Genomic DNA, 25127 nt, shown 5'->3' with positions numbered 1-25127 from the left:
CATTGGGTTGCAGCCAGTTTTCTAAATTGGATTTAAGTCGATGGATTGAACAAGATGGATTGAACAATGGGTGTGCATTGTATAGATAAATTGATCAATGTTACCTGTGTTAAGAAACCTGTGAATTTTGCTTAAATAGATGGGGTGAAGTCTTGGCTTCACCCTTGATTTTTAGCGATTTCTGAATTGTCCTCAAAGCAGATCCCGAGGTGGAATCATGACGGTCAAAAAAGGTGCCATGGTTAAGGCAATCCGCGAAAAGCTGGAAAATAGTGTTGAAGCCTATGCTAGCGATCGCCGCTTTCCATCCTATTTATTTGAAACCCCTGGGGAAGTCTTAGACGTTCGTGGCGATTATGCCTTTGTCAAATTTGGCATCGTGCCCACGCCCAATATTTGGTTAAGGATTGATCAGTTAGAAGCGTTCTCGGGTTAGAACTTGCTAGACTGCGGATAAAGCATCCTTCAGTTGCTCTTCTGAGAAGGAGCTTGGGAGTAGGAGTTATGCTGTCTGCCCAAGTGTTAGGTTGCCCGCAGTTTCGGGTTGCAGTCATTGGGGCTGGAAATGTTGGCAGTGCTTTGGCACAACGTCTGGCGGAAAAAAACCTTGCAGATGTGGTTTTGCTGGATGTTGTGCCAGGTCGGCCCCAAGGACTAGCCCTAGATTTAATGGAAGCGCGAGGTGTAGAGCGCCATAACCGCCGAATTCTTGGAACCAATGACTACGCAGATACGGCAGGATCGGACATTGTGGTGGTGACAGCGGGAGTTGCTCGTAAACCCGGCATGAGCCGGGATGATCTGCTGATCACCAATGCAAAAATTGTGCAAAAGGTGGTGCAAAATGCGATCGCACAATCTCCCAATGCAGTGATCATCATGGTGACGAATCCCTTGGATGTGATGACCTATCTGGCATGGCAGGTGAGTGATTTGCCCCCCGATCGGGTGATGGGGATGGCCGGGGTGCTGGATGCCTCCCGATTCCAAACCTTTGTTGCCATGGAACTGGGGGTTTCGGTCGCAGAGATCCATGCAACTGTTTTGGGCGGCCATGGTGATTTAATGGTGCCGTTACCTCGGTATACCACAGTCAGCGGAATCCCCATTACTGAGCTAATGGATGAAGCTACGATTGCTCGATTAATCGATCGCACCCGTAACGGCGGCGCAGAAATTGTGCAATTAATGCAAACGGGCAGTGCCTTCTATGCCCCCGCTTCCTCGGCAGCTTTGATGGTGGAGGCCGTGTTATATAACCAAGCGCGGCTGTTACCCGCAGCCGTCTATCTGAATGGAGAATATGGATTGAAAGATATTTTTCTGGGAGTGCCCTGTCGTTTGGGATGCCGAGGTGTAGATCAGGTGGTGGAACTGAAGCTGACAACCCATGAACAGGAGCAATTGCTCTCTTCTGCGCGATCGGTGCGCCAAAGTATTGATCTTCTAATGGATTTGTTGCAAACTCAGGCAAACAATTAAAACAATCAAGGGGCGATGGCCCGATCTGATGGCATCTAGGGGCTTCTAGGAGACTCGATCGGGGAGTGGTGAGGGCTGGCAACTTCTTCGCAGTTTTTCGAAAATTCCCTAGCAATATTTCAATAACCTGTGTTATATTAATTGAAGCACGGCTCAGTAGCTCAGTGGTTAGAGCAGGGGACTCATAAGCCCAAGGTCGCAGGTTCAAATCCCGCCTGAGCCATTTAAAAATTGTATAGTCTTAATGATTAGCTAGTCTAAACTAGTAGTTTTAGCTTGCGTTTTCAGCCTTTTTGCTTGCTGAGTTTATAGCTGTATCTGCAATCTCCAGCTTGTCAATTCAGTAAGTGTTTCGTGAGATTGCTAACTCTAGGGGGGTCCCCGGTTGGATCCAAACTGTCAAAATTCAGGTAATGGATTCACAACGCCCGCAGGTCATTTGCCCACCAAATTTATTACCCGCAAATTATGGAAGATGCCCTTCCGATCGCCCAGGGGGGCGTGAAGCAGCTTGACTAGAATTACAAGCTGCTCTAGCAAGGTGGCAATAGAGATATAGACCCGTTAGGGGCAGGATTATGGAATCTCAATCAAAAATTCAGTCCCCACACCAGGGGTTGAATGACAGACGATTGTGCCGCCATGCTTTTCTTCCACAATTTGACGGGCGATCGCTAACCCTAAACCAGTTCCTTGACCCACCGCCTTCGTAGTGAACAAGTGATCAAAAATTCTAGCTTTAACCTCATCAGTCATGCCTCTACCATTATCCCGGATTGAGATCTGCACTCGCTGATCAACCAAGGCTGTCCGAATAGTAATTTGTTGAGGATTTGCTTCCAACTCAGCAAAAGATTGAGATTGAGCCATTTCATCAAACAGATCGATCGCATTAGCCAAGATATTCATAAACACTTGGTTGAGTTGCCCCGGAAAACAGTCTACCAAGGGTAAATGACCATACTCTTGAATGACCGCAATCGCAGGACGATACTCGTTGGCTTTGAGGCGATATTTCAAAATCAGGATGGTACTATCCAGCCCATCATGCAGGTTAGCTCTGACTTTATATTCTGTATCGGCACGGGAAAAGGTGCGTAAGCTGGTGCTGATATCTTTGATGCGATCGGTGGCTCCTTGCATGGAGTTGAGCAATGTGGGTAAGTCTTCACAGATGAAATCTAAATCAATGTCTTCGGCGTTATCTTGGACAGATACAACAGCATTGGGATAGTGTTGTTGATAGAGTTTCAGATGTCCTAACAAGTCCTGAATATAGTCTTTAGCGTTGTTGATACTGCCATTGAGAAAACTGAGCGGGTTATTGATTTCATGGGCAACCCCTGCAACCAAGTTACCTAGGGTTGACATCTTTTCAGACTGCACAACTTGCGCCTGACTCTGTTGCACTTGCATCAGCGCCTGTTCAAGGGCATGATTTTTCTGTTGAATAATGGCTTCGGCAGCTTTGCGATCACGAATATCTTCCACGCTAGACCAAATAAACTGTTTGCCGTGACGTTCCACAACCACACCTGATAACCGCACGGGAACCCGCTGCCCATTTTTATGGATGTACTCTTTTTCATAGGGGCCATAGCGGCCAGTGGTTTGTAGTTTTTCCAGTTGTAGTTGTTCTGCATCGGCATACTGTTCAGGGGTCACTTCCCAGTAGCTTAGTGAGAGGGTTTCTTCTGGCGTTCGTCCAATAATGTTTGCATAAGCCGTATTTACATACAGCAGTTGTCCAGTCATGCTACAGAGTGCTAATCCAATGGAAGACTGGTCAAATAGATTACGATGGTACGCTTCGCTCTCCACTAACGCAGCTTCTGCTTGTTTGCGATCGCTAATATCCCGTGCAATACCGCGAATTCCAATCACATTCGCTTGCTCATCTTTGATGGGCGAGTTATTGCAAGTAATCCAAATCCATGAGCCATTTTGGTGCTTGGCACGAAATTCCAGTCCTGCTTGCTTCTCGCCAGTCTCAATCAGATGTTGATTGAACGCTATCACCTTAGCTAAATCCTCTGGATGGACGAGAGGGGCAAAGGATTGATTCAAGTAATTGTTGACTGGATAGCCAAACATCGTTTCAAATTGGGGGGAGAGATAAGTAAAACGTGAATCTAGCGTGATGGAGTAAATTAGATCATTAACATCTTCAACAAAAGCCCGAAATTTCAGTTCGCTTTGATGCTGGATTTGATACAGACGAGCGTTTTCCAGGGAAATGGCAGCTTGGGTACAAAGGCAATTGAGAACCAGTAGTCGATTGCTCGTAAATACCCCTCTGGTCAACTGATTCTCAAGATACAAAATGCCAATTAAGTGCCCTTGATTTAAAATGGGTAGACATAAAATACTCTTGGGACAATGCTGACTTAAATACTCACCAATGACGGGAAGATTGGTTTTACAATCATCAATAATTACGGTTTCCAACGTGTTTTTGACGTAGTGAATCAGCTTTGTCGGTACATCAGGATTATTTTGTAACGGGTTGTGATGTAGTTGGGTGCCTTCAGTTGTGGCGATCGCTCTCACTTCCAATTCTGCTTCTGCATTCGGTAGGATTAATGTGCAGCGCTCGGCTCCGGAGTTTTGCAAAATAATCTGGCTCAGTTGATGCAGTAAATCATCAAGCAGAATGGTTCTGGAAAGGCTGTGGGACGCTTTAAGAATTGTGGCAAAGTCCAGATTGTCATGGAAGGTGCTATGGACGGTGCTGCTAGATGACCCATTGGTTGGGGCAGAAGCATGGATTGAATGATTGGACTCGGCGATCGTTGCTAGGGGGGCGATTGGCCTGAATTGTGGTGCCTTGGGGAGAATGGAGTGGAGCAAGTGAGGGTCAGGAATTAAGGCGTACGCTGCTTGCTGTACCTGATCGTGCAAGAAGCGATAAACCGGGTTAGCATTGCTGGGGGAATCCGCTGGATCTTGAGCTTGAAAGAATTTATAGGCTTGGTCGGTGGGCAAAATCACGCCTTCTCGCAAGGCTTCCCAAAGTGCGATCGCGGTCTCCGTTGGCGTTTGCTCTGAAGCAATGGCTAAGGTGACCAAATCGAATTGATTACCAATACAAGCGGCCAATTTCAGAACTTGTTGGGCGGTGACTGGCAGCTTCTGCAATTGTAAGGCCATAAATTCAACGACATCATCTGTTAAAGATAATGTTTTGATTTGAGTGATATTGCATTCCCAATGGTGATTCTCTCGATCGAAGTAAATATATCCCTCTTCATGTAACGTTTTAAGAAACTGCGTTGTAAAAAATGGATTGCCTTGCGTTTTACGATCGATTAGCTCCGTTAACGCCTGCGATCGTTCCAATGAGTAATGGAGGGTATCAGCAACCAAACGATTGGTATCCTGGAGTGCTAGGGGTAATAAGGTGATTGTGCTGATAGCAACCTGTTGGTTTCTCAGCGCTTCAACGGCCAAAATAAATGGATGGGCGGGTGACACTTCATTGTCACGGTAGGCCCCTAGCACCAACAAATGGCCCGTTCCACTCATCAATAACTGCATCAACTGGAGCGAAGTTGAATCCGCCCACTGTAAGTCATCTAGAAAGATCACGAGGGGATGGTGGGCGGTTGCAAAGACTTCAATGAATTTGTGGAAGAGTACGTTGAAGCGATTTTGGGCAGCGGTACCGGATAATTCTGGGGCGATCGGTTGTTGGCCAATGATCTGGGCGAGTTCTGGAATCACTTCAATGAGGACTTGCCCGTTGTCACCCAGCGCTTGCAGAATCTGTGTTTTCCAGTTTTGCAGGTGCTGATCGGATTTAGACAGTAATTGCCGCATCAAAGCGCGCAGGGCTTGAACAAAGGCTGACAGCGGAATATTGCGGTTAAACTGGTCAAATTTACCTTTGATGAAGTAGCCCCGTTGCCGCACGATCGGTTTGTGGACTTCGTTGACCACGGCTGTTTTGCCAATTCCTGAGGAACCTGCCACGAGTACCAGTTCAGAACTGCCACGGGCTCCGGGGTTCTCCGGTGGAGCCGCTACGCGATCGAAGGCCGCTAGCAAGGTTTGGACTTCGGAGTCGCGACCGTAGAGTGTTTCGGGAATCAAGAAGCGATCGTGAAAGTCATTCTGTCCCAGTTCAAATTCTGAGATGTCTCCCCTCGTTTTCCACTCAGTCAAACATCTTGCCAAATCGGATTTTAGGCCCAGGGCACTTTGGTAGCGATCCTCGGCGGTTTTCGCCATCAACTTGGAGACGATCGCGGCCAGCATTCCCGGGATGGTTGGATTGACCTGATGCACAGGTAAAGGCTGTTTGGCAATGTGGCAATGCATTAATTCCAGAGGGTCTGTTGACTCAAAGGGCAGTTGTCCGGTCAACAATTGATAGAGGGTGACCCCTAGGCCGTAGAAATCTGTGCGATAGTCAATGCCGCGATTCATCCGTCCCGTCTGCTCTGGGGCGAGATAGGCCAAGGTGCCTTCTATCGTATTAGCGCTTGGGATTGCTGGGGTTTCCTTGGGGAGCAAAGAAGCAATACTAAAGTCGATCAGTTTGACTTGTTTGGACTCAGGTTGAATGAGAATGTTGGCGGGTTTGATGTCTTTATGCACTACTTGGTGCTGACCCAGATCGTGCAAGATATCCGCCAGTTGGAGGGCGATCGTCAAGCTTTCTGCCAGGGTGAGTGGCTGCTGTTGGAGGTAGGTTCCCAAGGCGATGCCGTGCCAATCTTCCATCACGAGGGCGTAACTATTGCCGCAGGGTTCCAGGCTCAAGGGCTGAATAATTCCTGGAATGGTCAAGTTTTTGGTGATGGCATACTGGTTGCGAAACTGCACCAGTTCGTCCAAGCTAGGATACTCTGACCGCAGGACTTTAATGACGACAGACTGCTGGGTGGCGGTTGCTACGGCTCGATAGACTGCTGTGCGACTTCCCAGGTAGAGTTGTTCCGTGGGTGTGTAACCCAAAATTTCTGGGAACAGTTGGGGAGAGGTCGTTGCTGCAAGGGTCATAGCGTTGGGTGGCCGATCGGAACCGCATCAAGGGAAGTTTGGCTTAGGATGCCCAAACCAGTGGCTGATCGCACTAGATTTGCTAAGTAGAAAAATGAGATGGAATGCTATCTGGCAACTTGCGAGGATTGTGAGTATTTACACGATCGTAGGATTGTAGCCCTATGGAAAATACTGTTGATCTGGTTGTGTCGATTGTGGAAGTCTGGGAATCTGTGCGTTCTCTGGATAGATTCAAGGGTTTGGGTGTTGGGGTGCTGACCCTGTGTGTCTCCCTGAAATGACGAATTCCAATCTCCATGCTCCAATAGTTTATTGACATAGGACTGATTATCGAAATAGGACTGACAATGCCCGATCGATGGCTAGAGGAATGGCGATCGCAAGACTATAACTGGTGATGTAGAATGACTTGCGAATTGAAAATCAGTTTAGGATGCTTTGACGCAAGTTCTACGATCGGCTATCTCTTTATCCAGCCATCTGGCCCAAAATTTGCTCTGCCGTTACGGATAAGCCTGTCAGTACCTGCGAGAGGATTGGCGTATCTCCCCGCAACTGCAACGGTTCACCATATTCTGCCGCTGCACGATCCATTGCGTAGATTGATAGCATGGGCTGTTTGGGTTGACCGAGATAACGCACGCCACCCAGCCCAGCGTAGTCGGCAATCCAATATTTCTGTACCCCGATCGATTCGTATTCTGCCAATTTCGTCAGATAATCGTCTCGCCAATTCGTTGAAACGACTTCAATGACTAACGGGGGAGCTGTATAGGCCATTTATGCCTTCTCATGTTGCTTTATTGAATACCACAATGTCTGCTCGTCTTGCTGTGACTTTACTTTCCTGAGAGCCTATTGCGACTAATTTCGATCGCTTGGGGACATAGGGTAGATTCTGAGCTAGGCAGTGTGCCTTGAGCAAATCACAAATCGTATCGGCGACATCTTCATGGTCGGCGGTTGGATCGTCAATGGGCAGGGGCATTCCTTCAATCAGCTCATATAGTCGATCGCATCTGTCGTCCCAGGCTAAGAATTCTTCCAGGGACATGGGCTTTGGGGTGCTGGGTGCTGGGGGGGAGTCAAGGCTTGGGCCACGGGAATTGCTCCATGAACGATCGCTCTTCCACAGTATAAACCGCGAGTATCCGCTGCTGGGGTTCTGGCTGCACTGGGCATTTGGCATCAGTTCCGGAATTTCCTTTGGGGATAGTGAAGCTGTGGGGGGATGGTTTATCCAGTTTGAAAAGGTGATGACTGGCGGGAGGGTTGGCTGATGGATGAGCAGCGGGTTCAGGCTTATGTGGGGCTGATTGAGGAGTTGCTGGGGTGTCCGCAGGGGCAGGAAGAGGCGATTTTGCAGGGGAAGGCGGAATTGGTGGATGCGGGGCTGGTGGGGGTGATGGGTCAGTATGCTGACTTGCTGGAGGGGCAGGGTAATAGCAATGCGGGATGGCTGCGGCAGTTTGCAGGGCAGGTGGCGCAGGCGCTGGGGTTGACGGAGGCGAATTCTGCTGGGGCATCGTCTGGGGATGCCAGAGGCTTTCTGATGGAGATTTTGCAGTTGATTGCGCAGACCCAGGGAGATCCGGCACAGGTTTATGGGTTCTTTCGGGCGAATCTATCGCGATTAGATCAAGCGTTACTGGCGGCATTGCCTGATGTATTTCAGGAACTGATTCAACAGAATGATAAGACATTAATTGAAGCAGTCTTTGTAAAGTTTGGCAATTTGATTAATCAGTTTCCCTTGGGGCAACGCAGGCTAAACCTGGAGATAGGTATCAGTTGCTACGAGCAAGTCTTGACGGTGATGACACAAACTGCGATGCCGATCGAATGGGCCAACACCACCATGAACCTGGCAACTGCATACAAGAACCGCATCAAAGGCGATCGCAGCGAGAATATCGAAGAAGCGATCCGGTGCTACGAGCAAGCCTTGACGGTGATGACGCAAACTGCCATGCCGATCGAATGGGCACAGACCACCAATAACCTGGCAAATGCATACTCTAACCGCATCAAAGGCGATCAGGGGGAGAATATCGAACAAGCGATCGCCCATTATTCCGCTAGCTTGACCATTTTTACCCCGACAAGTCTCCCGCATGACTGTCGCAAAACTGCCCGCAGCCTCGCCAATCTCTACAGCGACGAGCAGCGCTGGTCAGAAGCCATTCCCATCTACGACCAAGCCCTCACCGCCGCCGAAATTCTCTACCAAAGCGCCACCCTCCTCGATAGCAAATCCGCCTCGCTCTCCGAAACAGCAGATCTCCCCCGCCGTGCCGCCTATGCCTTTGCTCGGACAGGCGATCTCTCCACAGCCGTACTCACCCTAGAACAAGGCCGTGCCCGTGGACTAACGGAAAGCCTGAACCGCGATCGCGCCAACCTTGACCACCTCCAAGCCCACAACCCAATCCTCTACAACCAATACCAAAACATCACCCAACAACTCCGCAACCTAGAAGCCGAACAACGGAACTTCGCCACCTCCGCCGATCGTCACAGCCTCACCCCCGAAACCCTCCGCAACACTGCGCTCAAGCTCCGGGCAGACCTAGAAACCACGATCGAGCAAATCCGCCAAATCCCCAGCTACGAAGACTTCCTCTCGCCCACAAAATGGCAAGACATCGCGATCGCCCTCCAGCCAGACAACCCCCTCATCTACATCGCCACCACCCCCAACGGCAGCATTGCCCTGATTGTGAGTCGATCTCATTCCAACGCCGTCAACATCACCCCCGTTTGGCTCGATCGATTCAACCAAACCCAACTCATCGACCTACTTAACAAGACTTGGTTTGCCGCTTACAACCAAGCCTCCACCGATCGCCAAGCCTGGTTCGACGCGATCGACACCACCACCCGCCAACTCTGGGATCTCCTCATGGGGCCGATCGTCCAACAATTGCAAACCCTCGGCCATCCCCACGCCACCCTCATCCCCACCGGATACCTCAGCCTCCTGCCCCTCCACGCCGCATGGACAGAAGATCCCAACACTCCCACCAAGCGCCGCTACGCCCTCGACGCCATCCACTTCACCTACGCCCCCAACGCCAAATCCCTCACCGCCGCCCAAACCATCGCCACTCGCGTCCCAGCCCACTCCATCCTCGCGATCGACAACCCCCGCCAAGACCTCCCCAACTCCCAACGGGAAATCGATAGCGCGATCGCCAGCTTCCCCAACCCCACCGTCCTACGCCACAACCAAGCCACCGTCCAAACCGTGCGATCGAACCTCCCCAAAGCCGCGATCGTTCACTTCTCCTGCCACGGCACCGCCAACCTCACCGACCCGCTCAACAGTGGTCTTGTAATGAGTGACGGACTGCTCACCTTGAAGGATATCTTCGAGTTGAACCTGAGCGAGGGGGAACGCGGCATCCGTCTGGCTATCCTCTCCGCCTGCGAAACCGGGATGACAGGCACCAAAAACGCCGACGAAGCCATCAGCCTCCCCACGGGACTCCTCCAAGCCGGAGTCGCCGCAGTCGTCGCCTCCCTCTGGTCAGTCAGCGACCTCAGCACCATGATGCTCCTGACCAAGTTCTATGACCTCTGGCGCGAGCAACACCTCCCCCCCGACCAAGCCCTCCGCCAAGCCCAAATCTGGCTCCGCGACACCACCAACGATCAAAAAGTCAGCGAATTCAAAACCTTCCTTCCTACCATCACTGGAACTCGGATGTCCCCTGAAATTGCCCAACAGCTTTACGACGAACTCGCCTGGGAAGACAAAGACGAACGTTCCTTCGCCCACCCCTTCCACTGGTCGGCGTTTAGCTATACAGGTGTATAGAATAAAAGACAAATGAGAGACGGCATTCTGGAAAACAGGAGACTCGTGACCTATGGCAGTCATTCAAGTCGATCGAGAAAATCCAAAATACGCTTTTGCCTGTGTAGAAACCTCAGAATTAGAAGCTCAATTTTTGGAATTAGCAGAACAGTGGCGGCAGGAGACAGGCATGTTCTCCGTAGTCTCTCAGATAGTGATCCATCCGGCCTATCAACGGATTATTGGCATGGGGCAGCCTGTCGTGCCGTTGCTTTTACGCGATTTAGAGCAAGAACCCGACCATTGGTTTTGGGCATTGCAAGCAATCACAGGAGAAAACCCCGTGAAGCAAGAACATCGAGGCAACTTGCAACAGATGGCGATCGATTGGTTGGAGTGGGGGAAAGCCTATGGCTACCGATGGTAGATTGGCATTTTATAAAGAAAACCAGTTTCCCAATTTGCTAGCAACCGGATATCGGATTACCAGTCCTATCACCCCAGCCTATAACTGTTTCGCTTGGGCCGCAGAACAAAACGATCGTTGGTGGAATCCCTTGGAACCGACCAATCCCTACTATTGGATTGATGGTGTCTCCGCAGAGTTAACGATCGCGGCCTTCATTCAAGCCTACGCAACCTTTGGATATGTGCCTTGCGAAGATGCAACCCTCGAAACAGGATTTGACAAAATTGCCCTGTATGCCAAGTCCGATGGTGAAGTTACCCATGCTGCAAGACAATTACCCAATGGTAAATGGATGAGTAAGTTAGGCCGCTGGGAAGATATCGAACATGAACTAGAGGAACTCTGTGGTGAATTCTATGGAACAGTCCAGCAAGTACTGAAACGATCGCGCCAGGAGTAAGTAAGGTATATACAAATCGCAACATTCTAAATTCAATTGGATTATCAACTTTCTCACATCTCATCACGGATTCAAGACAATGACTCAATCTAAAATCCTTTTGGCCGCCCAGGAAATTCGCCCCCATCTCGCGAGCTTGCTCGATCCAGAAACCGCCCAAACCGTCGATCGTCAACTGCAAACGCTACTCACCCAAGCAGAGTCTGGGCAAGCCGTCGAAATCCAAATCACCGAACTACTCCGGAATCACACAACCACCCGAGAATGGATGCGGCGCTACCTCAAAGGTGAAGACCCCGTCGGTATAACGCGATCGTTCAATCTTCCTGGCAATCCTGCTCCAGTTACAAACCCTCTCATCTATCGCTGTCCTAAATGTGATTACATTACTGATATTCCCTTTGTTGGCATAACTCCCGATCCCTGCCCTGACCATCCCACCGTAGCGCTTATTTCTGGCTAACCTTCTATTGGAGTCCGTGCATCATGTCCGCAAAATTCCTTGAAGGCGTAGGTGGAAAACTCGCAGAACAATGGGTGGCGACCTTATTCACTCCTGCATTTATATTTTGGATGGGTGGTGTTCTGGCCTACGTTACTCGCTATGGTTGGGAACCCATCGCCAAGGTATTTCCCGATGCTAAACTCGAAGCGCTGCAAATTGCTGTTCTAGCCGGAATTTCCATTCTCATTTACATTTCTGCGCTGATTGTCCAACGGTTTGATGTGGAAATTCTGCGGGGGCTAGAAGGCTACTGGTATCCTGGCCTTCGCGATCTGCTGCGCCCCCTCCTCAACTGCATGACCCAGCGCCAGATCGATCGCTACAAACAATTAAATAAACGCCGGAAACCCCTCAGCCAAAAACGACTTCGAGATCCGTCCTCCCTTTCTCTGCAAGAACGGGCAGAACTTGTCCGCTACGATCGCGCCATCCGCCAATTTCCTACCGAAGAAAACGACTTCCTCCCCACCCGTCTCGGCAACCTCCTCCGCGCTGCCGAACGTCGCCCTAACGATCGCTACGGCTTAGACGCCATCATCTGCTGGCCTCGCCTTTGGTTACTACTCCCCGACAGCGCCAAAAAAGAACTACAAGACGCCCGTGCCCAACTCAACAACGGTGTGCGGGTCTTTGCTTGGAGTTTGCTTTTTTTAGTATGGTCAGTTTGGGCTTTGTGGGTCATCCCGATCGCGATCGTCTCTACATGCTTCGCCTATAGCTGGATTTGGGACAGCGCAGAACTCTACGGCGACCTAATCGAATCAGCCTTTGACCTATATCGCGGCTCCCTTTACCAATCCCTGCGGTTGCCACTCCCCACAACAGCACAAGAAGAAAAAGTATTAGGTCAACAAATTACCGAATACCTATATCGTGGATCTTTATCCGCTGAACTGAAATTTCTACCAACACAAGACAAAACGCATTCATAAACAGAAACCATCTGTATTTGAAGCCCCTACGGTATCCCCCATTCCGGTACCTGACTTTGCGAGTGCGGTACAGCTGATGGTGAGTCAGATTTTCAATTGGCTAGAGGGCTAAAAATCGGCAGCATCGATCGTGCAGTGGGGGAACTTGCGTAGCAGGGCGGGAATCACTGGACAGGGAGGCCGATCGTCTAGCTGATCGGGCTTACTCCAGGAAAATGGGGCTTTTTCTGCGGCGGACATCCAGAGTAACCGCTTGGCTCGGGTCATCGCCACATAGAGCAACCGCAACTCCTCCGCCATCTTCAGCGAGGCCGCCCGTTCCCAAGCACTGGGTAAATCCGGTAACGCTTCCCCATGAATACAAGCCCGAATTTGGGCCCGTGCGACTTCTGACAGGGTGAAATTGCCCAAAAAATTGGCCGCTGGAGGAACCCAAACCCGCCCTGGAATCACGTTTTCATGTAGAAAGGGCATAAATACCGCATCCCAATCCAAGCCCTTGGCCTTGTGCATCGTAATCACCGTCACCTGGCCTCCGCGAGTGTAGCGATCGTCGGATTCCTCAGCATCCACGGGCTCAAAGGCTTCTGAACTGACGATTTCACCTAATACATTGAGCATTTCCTCTAGCGTATTTTCCTGCATTTGCTGGCTCAGTCGTTCTGCCAGCTTATCCGCCGTTGCCAGTTCCGTTTGATCATAATCCAGCGTATAGGCCAGGAAGGGAATCATTTGATAGAGGGGCAACTGCTGCCGTGCTTGCAGTAAACTGCGGCAATAGCGGCTGGCAGACTGCACCGCAGGAGCCTGTTCTGGATCAAGCGCGAGGGGATAGAGAAACTGCTCCGGAGCAGTCACCAACGCATTCAGATCCTGGGGGGCAATTAACCGTCGTTCCATCAGGGCTGAGAGTGCTGCTTTCAAGTTGTCCGGCGAATGGGGCCGATCGAGGAATTGCAGTAAACCCAGCATCTCTCCCGGAATTTGGGACTTGCGATCGCGTTCCCCCACTTCAAAAATACGGAATTCCTCTCCATGCCATCGCCGTAACTGCCTCACGACAAATCGACCCTGCTCATTGGTTCTCACCAGTACTGCCACTGAGGTTTCTGGATTTTTTTCTAATAAATCAACAATCCGTTTCCCAATACGTTCTACGGATTCAAAAATATCAGTAGGCTGGTGAATTTCCAAACCTAATCCTTCCGGTGCAGGATTGGCATTGGGTTGGGGATCATCGGGAGCCACGGGATGAATGAGCTGAGGTCGAAAGGGTTTATCAGCCAAGCGACTTAGTAGGGGATGGGGCAACTGTTTGGGTTCCCGTTCCTCCCGCGATCGCTGGCTCAGGGTGGCTTGGTGATTCACCCACTGGAGGACAAAATTGGCAGCATCAAGAATAATGGCACTACTACGCCCTGCCTGGGTCATTTCCGCTAGGCGATCGTCTTGGGCACAGTCTTCGCAAAAATTACGAAAGAAAATCGGATCGGCAGGCGTGAACGTGGAGTTAATCGCCTGATTCGGATCACCCACCCGAATTAAATTTTGTGAGGCTCCCGCTAGAATTTCCAACAGCTGAGTTTGTAAGGGGCTGGAGTCCTGGGCTTCGTCTTCAAAAACCGCAAAGACCTGGGACTGCCAACGATCGCGCACCAACGGTTCCTCCAGTACCCGCAACGCCCCTAAAATCATTTCCTCGTAATCCATCCAATTGCGCTGCTTCAGTAAGGTTTGATACTGCTCATACAACCCAGCGGCGATCGTTAATACAGAATATTCATCCTGAACCTGTTCTCCTAGGGCGAACAAATCCTGGGGCTTTAAACCGGATTTTTTGGCTTCCTTAATCACCGTATCCGCCAGCGCAGGGAGGACTTCTGTACGCAGAACCGACTGTCGCCGCAGCCGTTCCGTTTCTTCGCCGTCGAAGCTGTGACCTTCCAAAAGCCGTTGGTAGAGGCTGGGATGCTGGTTAATCCACTGTTCCACGCTGTTACGGATCAGACGATGCCCTTGGTTCGTGGTCAGTAACACGGCATCCGGTGCCAGCCCAGACAGTTCCGGGTAGCCCCGCGCGATCGACCAAGCCAGTCCGTGTAGCGTATTGACGGTAAAGCCCCCCATGGGCAAGTTGAGTTCCTTCAGGTAGCTGCGAATTTTGGCTTTGAGGTTGGAGGCTGCCGATCGGGTGAAGGTAACGACGACCAGTTGTTTGCGGCTGTGTAACTGATGGCGGGCAATGGCGATCGCAGCGGCCACGGCCATTCCAGTGGATTTTCCCGCGCCGGGAACCGCTGATACAGCCAACCGTCCGCCCTGCCAATCGGCAATTTCCCGCTGCCCCGGTCGCAGGCGATCGCGGAGTTGGTGCAGCATGTCCAGGGTTGGGGTTGGGAGTGCGTCCACGGAATTCACAATCGCCATCGGGAATACAGTAAACTAGCCGAGTAAACTCCCTTCTAGTCTAGTCGGTCTGCCTAGACATCAGGTAGGATTTTCGGCGTTTTCGATCGCTCGGTGGCAATGAATAAAATTGTCAGCTTGAACAAGTTTTAAAGTGCCGTTTCAATTTCTGTTGTTATTTCTGCTTGTAGTTATGTCTCTTCCAATGTTGGATTTAGCCTCGGCGTTAAAGGTATTACGGCAATTTTTGTGTATCGATCGCATTCCCGCCGATCGTCTGCCGGATTCTGCAACCGTACAAGCGGCCCTGGCTCAAGTGGCAGAAGCATCGGACTATCAAATTTTTGGGGTCTGTGCGGACGATCGGGCGACGGGCCAACTTGCCCTGTACCAATATATGGCGGCCTTGGGCTATGACGAGCGGCCTGAGGTGCCTGGGGTGGAAGGTGCCATTTACATCAAATACAACCCTAAAATGCGCAGTTGCCATGCCGAAGGCTACGAGGGCCAGCATCGGGGCGTCTTGGTGTCCTGCCAGTCGGCCTATGAGGATGGGGTCAATGAAACCTTTGGGCATCTGCCGCTAGATCTATTTGCACCGATCGGGAATCCAGAATAGTGCCTGAATCATCCTCGATTGCATAATCCTCCAAAGTCCAACGTGTTTCTCCTCATCAGCGCAAAACCATTTGCCCTCTCAATTGATCAGCAATTTATACGCAATCAGGAGAAACACAATGCTTCGTCAAATTATTGCTGCTACGGCTGTTACCCTTGCGACGGTTCCCACACTGGCATTGTCTGCATCGGCATCGACGGCCCCCAAAGTGACGGTATTCAACCAGGGCGGCTATGTGGCCGACTACCAAATTACTTACTTCATTAATAGGCAACGGAAAGATTTTAAGGTACCGAATGTCATCCTTGGTGAAAAACGAACGGTGATTCTTCCCATGGGTAGCAATAGCATTGTGGTGCGGGGCCAAATGCAGACGGGCCTGTTCTGGGAGCCCAGACGAGAGATTTTCAACCAACCCGCCGTGGATGGAAGCTGCTTTAAAACCTTTGGCACGATCTTTAAAGGAGAGTGGTCTCGCGATTGTCGAGCTGATTTCTAGTCGAGCTGATTTCTAGTCGAGCTGATTTCTAAAGGACAGAGCGAATTCGTTTAATCGCATCCAAAACCGGGGTTTTTCGCAACCGCGCCAAAGCAGGACGGAACCTACCTAAAACCCCGGTTTTGATGATCAATCGGATTGGTTAGCCCGATCGCGCTCCATCTTGCTCACGTATTGCCAATTTGACCCCGGCACCGGCACCGGCGGACTCCAGCGAACTCTGTCGCTAAATCGCAGCACGTACAACTGATTAATCGTCGATTGCACTTCCTCGCGGGTACCCAAAAGATAAAATTGCAGCGGTTTACGACCGTCCTCGATCGCGCGATCGAGATGATCAAAATTAATCACCATGGGATTTCTCCTAAACGTAGAGGTGGGAAGAAATCCCAAAAATTAAGACCACCCTTTTGCGCAGGACAAGTAGGGTGGCCCGATCGAATGTTAAAATCCGTGTCAGACCGCCTAGCTGCCTTGATCAGCTTGGGGGTTTAGCTGCCTTACGTTGTTGGTAGCAACTGGGGCAGCGCCTTAATTTTTGGGGTCTAGCTGATTCGATGCCCTTACGGTCGGCCTGCGACCAATGGGGACTTACGAACACGACTGTACTCAGCTATGAGAAACCAGCCTACGAAGAAAGTCCAACTCTGTCAACCGTACAGAGATAGTTTGTAATCTCGATCGGAGAACTGGTGGCACGGGTGAGGTAATTGCGTTTCAGCCGATCGAGCGCTCCATACTCGACTTCACTCAGGGAATCATCCTGAGCTAGCCATTCCCAAAAGAAGTCTACTGCTTCAATTTTTTGCAGATTGAAGCGGGTTTTAAGATCGTGCAGTTTGAGGGTGTGGGCAGCGATCGTTTTAGCAGTCATAGCAAACCCAAGAACAGATCACAGTTCTCATCATCGCGGTATCCTACGACCTCACACCTACCGTGCAGTGGTTTGTGGTTCCCTCGGCGGCGTTGTAGACCCGATCGTCGATCGGCCCTGGGGTTTACCCAACTGCTGCAATTCCACCTTGGGCATCCGCTGCGGCTTACCCAACCCATAGGTCACATCATAGGCCCGCGCCACCAGCCAGAGCCACAGATTAGGATAGCGTGCCTCCAACCAAGCCTGCTGCCGCAGCACCAACCCTGGGAACCAACCACCCAGCAGAAAACCCACGATCGCGCTCAACGCAAAATTCACATAACTACCAAACCACTGCACCCATTCCTGCACCTTCGTCACTCGCCAAATCCAAGCCAACTGCGTCGGATTCATCTTGGCCGCCGTAATCGCCATCTTGTTGAAATCTAGCCAACTGGCGCGATCTTTAATAAAATTATCAGCCACATCCGGATTCTGTCGTGCCAACACTTCAAAGAACGTATTGAGCAACGCATTGGGCAAGTAAGGCGGAATGTTGTCATGGGTCGGTACCATCATGCCCTTAGAAAAGAGCCAAGTCACCGAAACATTACTCTGGTAAGCCCGAATTTGATCCAAATAACTTGTGGTTAATAAATCATGCTTGAGACAAATATCCAACAAATGGGTTAACCGTCCCAGATTGCGTACCAGGGAGCCAAAGCCTGTAAAAATCAACGGAGACTGCAACGAGGCCGCATCCCCGATCGAAATCAATCGATCGAACGCCACCTTACGATCGCTGGCATTGCTGCTGAAGTGGCCGGGAATATAGCCAAAGGTTGCCTTTTTCCAAACTAGCTTGTCCATATCGCAACGGCGATACTCCGGCAAAATCGTGAAAAAGTCCTCATACATTTCCAGCAACGAGCCGGGATTGTCAGGATGGACTTGGTGATAGTGGAACAGATAGAACGTTAAATCCTTGCCCTCACCGGGGAACAGTTCCCAAATTAACTGCCGCCCCTTGGACAGGTCACCATGGCTGAACAAGACATCGCCATACTGCGAATCCCACACCCCTTCCTCAAAGCCATCGGCAATGATCGCGCCCACCGTCGGACAAACGCTATCAAAGGCCCGTCCTCCGTTCAACTGCCACGCGATCGGCGAAGCGGTGCCCATCGCATCCACCAGCAGCTTACCGGTAGCGACCTTCACCGTTTTGGTCGGTAAATCGATCGCCTGAATCGTCACACAAGTCCGATCGACCTCCGCCCGTTGGAACTCCGTTTCACCCCAAATTTCACCCCCCGCCGTCGTCAGCTTTTCCCCGCACAACCGCAAAAATTTCTCTGCATCGATCGCGATATTCAAGACCGTCGGTGTATGCAAAATGCTCGATCGCGCCTGGGGCGGATTATTGCCATCAAAGAATTTATGGAATCCATCGACATATTCCGCTGCAATAATCGACTCAAATTCCTCAGGTGTAAATAAACCCAAATCAATCAAACTTTGAAATTCCCTACGGGAAATATTCCACTCCCGATTCATCCGGCCAAAGGGCAACCGCTCCAGCAGCAATACCCGGTAGCCTAATTGGGCCATCACCGCCGCATGGACAACCCCCAACGCCCCGCCGACGTAAATCAGATCATAATCCGGTTGAGGCACTGCTCCCGACGGGCTGGCTGCCGAGTCCTGGAGCGATCGCTCAAAGATGACCTGCTTGGGCGTTTGGGGATTGCGTACGCCCTCCCGCCAGCGTTGCTCCCACCAATAGACCCGCGTCAGGTCGTATTCTCCGTTGGGAATTTTTTGGAAATATTTCACCGTTTCCGGATAATCCGCTGCTAATGCCTCAAAAATGCTCTGCCGGGACAGATCAATTTGGGGTGGCACAGGATACTGATTCGGAAACGCCGATCGAATGGCTGTATTGAGATGGGTCAGGATTGCTTTTTCCTGGGGCAACGAGTTCTCCGCCCAACGGAACACCTTTAAGTACGTCGTGCGCTGGACATGCCACACAAACATCGAAAGTTCTCCCGCCCCGATCGCCACCCGACAGCCACTGGGAGTCGCCGTTTTCTGCCCGGTCAAAGGTTGGTAGGTTTCCCGCAGCCAGTCACGCACAGCATCGGTTTTGGGTTGGGGGATTTCGAGGTAGAGAACTTCTTTCATTTGCGGTATGAAAACTCCGATCATTTACCGAGGGCAATGGGGTTGACAGGTCGCCAAAATGAGCTAAACTCCTGATACCAATCAGATAGCTGAGAAATATTTACACTTCTTCATCTTGATTCTAAGGCGTCTTTGCATCTCCTATGAATTATCCCATCCCCCGGAACTCTCGAAATTTGGCATCGTTGCGCCAGCAGCCTGTCAATGATGAGTTATTGGCCCAAGCGATCGCAGGGGTCATCGAAAATGCGCGGGCCAGTGGACAAAGCTTAGACGACTTGAAAGCAGAAGTGCTAGCTGATGATTCTTTGCTGGATCCTCAGCAGCGGCGTTGGTTATTTGAAATTGTGGCCCAGGCTTGGGATAAGTTGGCGTAATGACGGTTGTGGATCCTACGTTAGAGGCGAGTCTGTCTCCCAATTTAGCTAAGCCACAAGTCCTGGGGATTGATCTCGGTGGCACTGCCATTAAGTTAGGGCGCTTTACCCCCACGGGCGAATGTCTGCAAACCCTGACGCTGCCCACCCCCCAACCCGCTGAGCCAGAACCCACCCTCGCGGCAGTCTGCGCAGGAATTGCCCAAGTCGATCCGCAGCGTACCGCGATCGCCATTGGCATTGGTACCCCTGGCCCCGCCGATCGTGCAGGCCGAGTCGCCCGCATTGCCATCAATCTGCCCCACTGGATCGATATCCCCGTTGCCGCCTGGTTAGAAGCCAAGACGGGTCGTCCCACGATTGTTGAAAATGATGCCAATTGTGCTGGCCTGGGGGAAGCTTGGTTAGGGGCAGGGCGATCGTTTCAGAACATGATTCTACTGACCTTGGGCACTGGGGTGGGCGGCGCAGTTTTCATCAATGGCCAACTCTTCACAGGACGCCACGGGGCTGCTGGGGAACTGGGCCTCATTTCTATGGATCCCCAAGGCCATCCCTGCAAAAGTGGTAATGATGGATCCCTAGAGCAACATCTCTCAATCTCCGCCATTCAACGACGATCGGGCAAAGACCCTGCGGAACTCTTTGAACTGGCTCGATCGGGGAACTACGAGGCTTTAACCTTCTGGCAAGCCTATGGTCGAGATCTGGGAATCGGGCTCACCAGCTTGATTTATGTGTTGACGCCTGATGCCATCATCATTGGGGGTGGCATTGGCGACAGTAGTGAATTTTTCTTTCCCGCTGCCTGGAGAGAAATTGAACAACGGGTGATGCCCACTTCACGGGACGGCCTACAACTGCTCCGGGCGGAACTGGGCAACCGAGCAGGCATGTTAGGGGCAGCTAAGCTGGCGATCGATCGCTACCTTTCACGCGACCGTTCAGCCTAGCCCCCCTGTTGTAACAAACGATCAAACGGCTGTAGCCAACAGTTGCAACAAACATGCGTTCCAGTTCAGGCTTGGCTCTAAATCAACGCAACCGACGTTCTGCCTGACGCCAAGAGGGTTTCTGCACCATGCTTATCCATGGGGCGGGCAAAGAAAAAGCCCTGGGCTTTTTGGCAACCAATTTTCAGGAGTGCATTGAGTTCCGTTTCCGTTTCAATGCCTTCTACGACCACCTCTGGCCCCAGACTGGCCGCTAGGCGGGTGATGCCTTCAATCATTTGCCACTGCTGATTACAGATAAAGGATCGATCGATCTTAAGTTCTGTAATCGGCAAGGCATACAGGCGGCTCAGAGAGGAATAGCCCGTGCCAAAGTCATCGATCGCCAGTTGCACGCCCAGATCTCGCAAGTGCTGGAGAACTTCCACATCCGTCTCCGGATTTTCCAAAATCGCACTTTCCGTGACTTCTAAAATCAGGTCATTGGGGGTGATCCCCGTTTCCTGTAAAACGGTTGCAACGTAGGGTACCAAGTCCGGCTGTGATAACTGGAGCGCAGAAAGGTTCACACTCATCGTCAGGTCTTGCAACTCTGGGAATTGTTGCTGCCAGACCTTGAGTTGATGACAGGCCGTGCGCAGAACTAATCGATCGACTTCCTGAATTCTCCCAATTCGTTCGGCAATGGGAATAAACACCGCAGGCGAAATAAAACCCCGCTGGGGATGTCGCCAGCGAGCCAACGCCTCAAAGCCGATCACCTGATGGGTTTGCAAAATCACAATCGGTTGATAGAACACTTCCAAGCTCTGGGTTTGTAAAGCTTGTTCAAACTCTCGTTCCAAGTGGAACTGTTCCATATCTGAATCTGTCCAAATAGTCATTACTGGAACAGTTTCCTTCTCAATTGCTTCTGCAAGGCGAATCAGGCGATCGATGTTACGCAACGCCATGCTGAGTAAGGCTTGCCCTTGTTGCGACTGGGCATGGAGTTTACCGTCGTAGAGCAGTCCAAGTGCACCTCGAATGGAGTTTAAAGGGGTGCGCAGCTCATGACTAATTAAAGCGATGGGATCTTGCAACGCCTGGGGAAGCTCTTGACCTGCGACATCCTGTAGAGATTGCGGCGTTTGGACAACTAATTCTGAAAGGTTACCTGTCATGCGTTCTTTCCTTGTTGTGCAGTCATCTGGGCGGACACCAGAACCCAGGTCGGATTAGGAGAATTGAATAATTGGCTTGTCTAACAGGAGGGCAACTACAGTGTGTGGGCGATCAAGCCAAATGTGAATCGAAAACCTCGACTTCATTCATCATCCTAGGTCTTTGCTGAGCCTTCATCGGACAATCTGATCGAGGTTGGACAAGTTGAACACTCTGATCAAGGGTGAGTGCTCTGATCAAGCTATGGGGCAAACTCATAGGTTTTCCCTATGGGACAAATTTGTCACAGGTTAAGGGGGGTATGAACGTTGTCTAGCGATCGTCATAGGCTACATGCCGCTACTAAGCAAACAGCCCCTATGCAACGTAGACTACTGATTAAATATGGAATAGCGGTGCACGATTACAGCATTACATACCTAACAGTACTCCCTTGTTTTTTAACAAAAATGAGAACTGTATTGCTGCGTGGGTTCTTTATTTAACAGTTTCTTGTTCTGCTGGACTCTCCGCTTGATGCAACCCTGGGTCGATTATGGAGAATTATAATCGATCGGATAATATTGGTTTATCCTTTTTCCCCTGAAATTTCAACCTCAAATTCCACAGGGGGAACACACTAATATTTGCTGATTCATAACCACTATGATAATGAAATATAAAAATATAGTGAAGATTCAGATAAAATCATTTCACTCCACCATGACTGTAGCTAGTAAATGTAGTCAGTGTAGTCAGTTTTTAGGCATTTCTGGGAATAATGTCAGTGGTATGTGTAATTTTGCAGCGAAATCGCTTTCTCAGTAAACCTATGGGGATTGATCCACAGACGGGGCTGGAATCAACTGCTCGGAAGCATAGGAGACGAATTGTGAAATGAAGGCTTTTGGACTGAAGGCAGGGGAAACGTATGAATTCCCGCAGTTGTGCTGTAACATCGCTCAATTAATGGGTAGTTTGTTTACCTGCGGTCCACTTTCTTGCTTTATGGTTCTCAACAGTTACCATGAATTTTCCTTGCACATTCTTGTCAGTAGAAATTCACGATCGTGGGTTCAAAGATGCTGATTGAGGTGAAAAATTCACCTAGCTTTCTTGAAAAATTCTTGAAAAATCAAAACTCACTCCTGTAGATTCAGTGGTGCTACGGAAGTCGTGAGGTTAATCAATCCAGGGAACTTACTTGAATCATGCCAGCGAATGCACACGATTCGTGTCATCTTTCAACTTCTCACAACTTAACTATTTCTCTCGTAAATTTTTAAACTGTCTAAGGGAAATCAGCCAATAAATTTTCGCTGAATTAATTCCTTGGAGGACTATATCAACTTTGCAAATATGACTTGAAATCTTTTACTTATTTCAGCCACCATTCATAAAAACTTTGACAGGATCAAGGAGTTCAGTCACCATGCTCAAGCGGATCTTAGTGATTGATGATGAAGAAGACATGTGCGAAATCGCCAAGATTTGTCTACAAATTACCAATACTTGGGATGTTCTAACGGCAACTTCTGGGGAAGAAGGACTGGAACTAGCGGCATCAACTAAGCCAGATGCGATTCTGCTGGATGCTGCTATGCCCAGGATGGATGGCTTGCAAACGCTCAAAAATCTTCATGCCAATCCTAAAACCTCTCATATTCCCGTGATTATGCTGACTGCAACCGTGAAAGTGGCGTCACAACGAGAATACTTAGAATTTGGAGCAAAAGCTGTTTTGATTAAGCCTTTTGACCCCGGAAGTTTGGCTAATCAAATTGAAGTGGTCTTAGGCTGGGCTCCAGCCAATTAGGGTAGAAGAAGGCGGTGATTAATAATTTATCCATATCGTTGGGAAGTACTTGATAAGGAATAATAGTAATTTTGAAATGCTAGCTTTATGGGTTTGCCATAGTTTCGCGATAAAGTTCTCGATACACTGAAGGGGCATGGCTGACTGGTTGAGTGCTGACTTGTCTAGCTAGGTTTCCTTCTGTCGGTTATTCCCACTATGGCATCTATCGCCCGCAAAAATCTGTTCGAAGATATTCCTCGCTTTTTGGTTGCCCAAGCTGGGATTATGTTTGCTGTGAGCCTAGTGACTATTCAGCTAGGCATTCTTAAGGGGTTTAGTCGATCGACCGCGATCGTGATTGACCACGCTAGGGCGGATCTTTGGGTAACCTCCAAGGAAATGGTGTACTTTGAACTCACGTCTGCTCTGCCTGCGGACTATTTGACCGAGGCGGAAAAAGTGGTAGGGGTCGATCGGGCGGAAGTTCTGCTACTCCGGTCTGGGCGCTGGCGAGATGCCAATGGCAAACTAGCTCCTGTGAGAATTTTTGGCTTTAATCCCGAGGGGCAACTCTTTGCAGGGTGGCAAGTTTTGCAGGGCAAGGTCGAAGATCTCAAGCAGCCCTATACCGTGATGCTGGATCAAGATAGCCGTCGATCGCTGGGGATTAACCAAGTGAGTAGCCAAGGCAGCATCGGATTTTTACCCGCTACGGCAGTTGGGTTTCTCGATGATGTGCAATCCAACGCCTCTAGTCCCTTTCTCTTTGCCTCCCTCGAAACTGCCAATGCCTATGGGACTGCTGAACTATCTAGTTCCATCAACTGCACCCGCCAAAGTAACGGAGAACTCAACTGCACCAACCGCTTTCAGAATCGACCGCTGGGGCAGAAAGTGGGAGAAATTCAGCCCCCAGCCCGACTCAATTTGGGCGATCCCATCACCTACATTCTGATTCGAGCGAAACCGGGTGAAAACCTAGATCGGTTGAAACAGCGTTTACGGGAGGCGTTACCCGCCACTGAAGTGTATACCCAACGGGAAATGGCTGCCCTGACTCGTAACTACTGGGAAGAGCGCACGGGCGTGGGATTCATTCTTGGCCTAGGAGCCGCGGTGGGGTTCATTGTTGGCATGGTGGTAGTGGGGCAAATTTTGTACTCCTCCGTGGCGGACCATATGCGGGAATTTGGAACTCTTAAAGCGATGGGTGCGTCCAATTGGGTAATCTACCGCGTAATTATCGAACAAGCTTTGTGGATGTCTATCTTGGGCTATATTCCCAGCATTTTGCTTTGCGTTGGACTTGGCCATTGGACTCAGGCTGCTAAGGGCGTCATGATTTTGATTGAGCCAACCACCGCTGCCGGAGTTTTCGTTCTCACAGTGGTGATGTGCATTGGGTCTGCGCTGTTTGCTGTCCAAAAAGTGACTCGCGTAGATCCAGCCATTGTCTTTAAGGCGTAAACCTTCAAAGCGTAAATCTTGAAAGCGCAAATCTTGAAAGCGCTAAGTAGGGCCGTGCAACGCAGGAAAGTGCTTTATGCATAAAGTCGCGTAACCAATATGTAAGTGATCTATATTCCTTGTCTAGATCCCGCGTCTAGATCCCGAAATAATGCCCTTGGGAAACGGGAATTAAGCGACTAGACTAGAATATACTCGCTCCCACATCTGGATTTGGTGATCCTTCGG

21 protein-coding genes and 1 tRNA gene are annotated in these 25127 nt (G+C 50.3%); 14 read left to right on the top strand and 8 right to left on the bottom strand.

Annotation, left to right across the window (positions count from 1 at the left end; translation table 11 throughout):
- Positions 1-217 precede the first annotated feature (217 nt).
- The 3 genes from H6G21_RS05115 (at position 218) to H6G21_RS05105 (ending at position 1705) form a co-directional block, all read left to right on the top strand.
- Positions 218-436, top strand: coding sequence for an NAD(P)H-quinone oxidoreductase subunit O (locus tag H6G21_RS05115; RefSeq protein ID WP_190571181.1), 219 nt, complete (start codon positions 218-220; stop codon positions 434-436).
- Between the two features lie 68 nt (positions 437-504).
- Complete coding sequence (gene mdh / locus H6G21_RS05110; protein ID WP_190571179.1) at positions 505-1482, top strand: malate dehydrogenase; 978 nt, start codon at positions 505-507, stop codon at positions 1480-1482.
- 150 nt (positions 1483-1632) lie between these two features.
- Positions 1633-1705, top strand: a tRNA-Met gene (locus tag H6G21_RS05105).
- 353 nt (positions 1706-2058) lie between these two features.
- Here the strand turns inward: H6G21_RS05105 and H6G21_RS05100 are convergent.
- The 3 genes from H6G21_RS05100 to H6G21_RS25355 all read right to left on the bottom strand — a co-directional run bounded on the left by H6G21_RS05100 (position 2059) and on the right by H6G21_RS25355 (position 7543).
- On the bottom strand, positions 2059-6486 hold the full coding sequence (locus tag H6G21_RS05100; protein WP_190571177.1) for a PAS domain S-box protein: 4428 nt from the start codon (positions 6484-6486) through the stop codon (positions 2059-2061).
- A 471-nt stretch (positions 6487-6957) separates the two neighbouring features.
- Positions 6958-7269 carry a Uma2 family endonuclease gene (locus H6G21_RS25360; RefSeq protein ID WP_199307018.1) on the bottom strand — a complete coding sequence of 104 codons (312 nt, stop codon included), beginning with the start codon at positions 7267-7269 and terminating at the stop codon, positions 6958-6960.
- A gap of 10 nt (positions 7270-7279) precedes the next feature.
- Complete coding sequence (locus H6G21_RS25355) at positions 7280-7543, bottom strand: hypothetical protein (RefSeq protein ID WP_199307017.1); 264 nt, start codon at positions 7541-7543, stop codon at positions 7280-7282.
- 225 nt (positions 7544-7768) lie between these two features.
- On the opposite strand from H6G21_RS25355, the gene H6G21_RS05090 reads away from it, so the two are divergent.
- The 5 genes from H6G21_RS05090 to H6G21_RS05070 all read left to right on the top strand — a co-directional run bounded on the left by H6G21_RS05090 (position 7769) and on the right by H6G21_RS05070 (position 12594).
- On the top strand, positions 7769-10309 hold the full coding sequence (locus tag H6G21_RS05090) for a CHAT domain-containing protein (RefSeq protein ID WP_190571175.1): 2541 nt from the start codon (positions 7769-7771) through the stop codon (positions 10307-10309).
- 52 nt (positions 10310-10361) lie between these two features.
- Positions 10362-10715 (top strand): hypothetical protein, encoded by a 354-nt coding sequence (locus tag H6G21_RS05085; protein WP_190571174.1) that lies wholly within the window; start codon positions 10362-10364, stop codon positions 10713-10715.
- Complete coding sequence (locus H6G21_RS05080; protein ID WP_190571172.1) at positions 10699-11157, top strand: hypothetical protein; 459 nt, start codon at positions 10699-10701, stop codon at positions 11155-11157. Before H6G21_RS05085 ends, H6G21_RS05080 begins: the two co-directional genes overlap by 17 nt.
- Positions 11158-11236: 79 nt before the next feature.
- The gene (locus H6G21_RS05075; protein ID WP_190571170.1) at positions 11237-11620 is read left to right on the top strand and encodes a hypothetical protein; all 384 of its coding nucleotides are present in this window, start codon (positions 11237-11239) and stop codon (positions 11618-11620) included.
- Positions 11621-11643: 23 nt separating this feature from the next.
- On the top strand, positions 11644-12594 hold the full coding sequence (locus H6G21_RS05070) for a hypothetical protein (RefSeq protein WP_190571168.1): 951 nt from the start codon (positions 11644-11646) through the stop codon (positions 12592-12594).
- A 108-nt stretch (positions 12595-12702) separates the two neighbouring features.
- Here the strand turns inward: H6G21_RS05070 and H6G21_RS05065 are convergent, their stop codons facing one another.
- A complete protein-coding gene (locus tag H6G21_RS05065; RefSeq protein WP_190571166.1) occupies positions 12703-15021 on the bottom strand; it encodes an ATP-dependent helicase in 2319 nt (772 codons plus the stop codon).
- Positions 15022-15193: 172 nt separating this feature from the next.
- Between H6G21_RS05065 and H6G21_RS05060 the strand changes: the two genes are divergently transcribed.
- Both H6G21_RS05060 and H6G21_RS05055 read left to right on the top strand, forming a co-directional pair.
- Positions 15194-15619, top strand: coding sequence for a DUF1824 family protein (locus H6G21_RS05060; protein ID WP_190571164.1), 426 nt, complete (start codon positions 15194-15196; stop codon positions 15617-15619).
- 118 nt (positions 15620-15737) lie between these two features.
- Positions 15738-16118, top strand: coding sequence for a hypothetical protein (locus tag H6G21_RS05055; RefSeq protein ID WP_190571162.1), 381 nt, complete (start codon positions 15738-15740; stop codon positions 16116-16118).
- Between the two features lie 129 nt (positions 16119-16247).
- Here H6G21_RS05055 and H6G21_RS05050 read toward each other — a convergent pair whose 3' ends face one another.
- The 3 genes from H6G21_RS05050 to H6G21_RS05040 all read right to left on the bottom strand — a co-directional run bounded on the left by H6G21_RS05050 (position 16248) and on the right by H6G21_RS05040 (position 19161).
- Positions 16248-16472 carry a hypothetical protein gene (locus H6G21_RS05050; protein ID WP_190571160.1) on the bottom strand — a complete coding sequence of 75 codons (225 nt, stop codon included), beginning with the start codon at positions 16470-16472 and terminating at the stop codon, positions 16248-16250.
- 274 nt (positions 16473-16746) lie between these two features.
- Positions 16747-16992 carry a hypothetical protein gene (locus tag H6G21_RS05045; RefSeq protein WP_190571159.1) on the bottom strand — a complete coding sequence of 82 codons (246 nt, stop codon included), beginning with the start codon at positions 16990-16992 and terminating at the stop codon, positions 16747-16749.
- A gap of 57 nt (positions 16993-17049) precedes the next feature.
- Positions 17050-19161 carry a flavin-dependent dehydrogenase gene (locus H6G21_RS05040; protein ID WP_190571157.1) on the bottom strand — a complete coding sequence of 704 codons (2112 nt, stop codon included), beginning with the start codon at positions 19159-19161 and terminating at the stop codon, positions 17050-17052.
- 143 nt (positions 19162-19304) lie between these two features.
- On the opposite strand from H6G21_RS05040, the gene H6G21_RS05035 reads away from it, so the two are divergent.
- Positions 19305-19538 carry a hypothetical protein gene (locus H6G21_RS05035; protein WP_190571154.1) on the top strand — a complete coding sequence of 78 codons (234 nt, stop codon included), beginning with the start codon at positions 19305-19307 and terminating at the stop codon, positions 19536-19538.
- Positions 19538-20491, top strand: a complete 954-nt coding sequence (locus H6G21_RS05030) for an ROK family protein (protein ID WP_190571153.1) — start codon at positions 19538-19540, stop codon at positions 20489-20491. Before H6G21_RS05035 ends, H6G21_RS05030 begins: the two co-directional genes overlap by 1 nt.
- Positions 20492-20568: 77 nt before the next feature.
- Here the strand turns inward: H6G21_RS05030 and H6G21_RS05025 are convergent, their stop codons facing one another.
- Positions 20569-21654: an EAL domain-containing protein gene (locus H6G21_RS05025; protein ID WP_190571151.1), complete on the bottom strand. Its 1086-nt coding sequence runs from the start codon at positions 21652-21654 to the stop codon at positions 20569-20571.
- Between the two features lie 1412 nt (positions 21655-23066).
- On the opposite strand from H6G21_RS05025, the gene H6G21_RS05020 reads away from it, so the two are divergent.
- Together H6G21_RS05020 and H6G21_RS05015 are read left to right on the top strand one after the other, a co-directional pair.
- A complete protein-coding gene (locus H6G21_RS05020; protein WP_190571149.1) occupies positions 23067-23450 on the top strand; it encodes a response regulator in 384 nt (127 codons plus the stop codon).
- Between the two features lie 198 nt (positions 23451-23648).
- On the top strand, positions 23649-24899 hold the full coding sequence (locus H6G21_RS05015) for an FtsX-like permease family protein (protein WP_190571147.1): 1251 nt from the start codon (positions 23649-23651) through the stop codon (positions 24897-24899).
- The last annotated feature ends 228 nt before the right edge of the window (positions 24900-25127 follow it).

Source organism: Alkalinema sp. FACHB-956, assembly GCF_014697025.1.
GTDB lineage: Bacteria > Cyanobacteriota > Cyanobacteriia > Leptolyngbyales > Leptolyngbyaceae > Alkalinema.
Note: the sequence above shows the minus strand (reverse complement) of the source record. Positions and strands in the feature narration are given on the sequence as shown.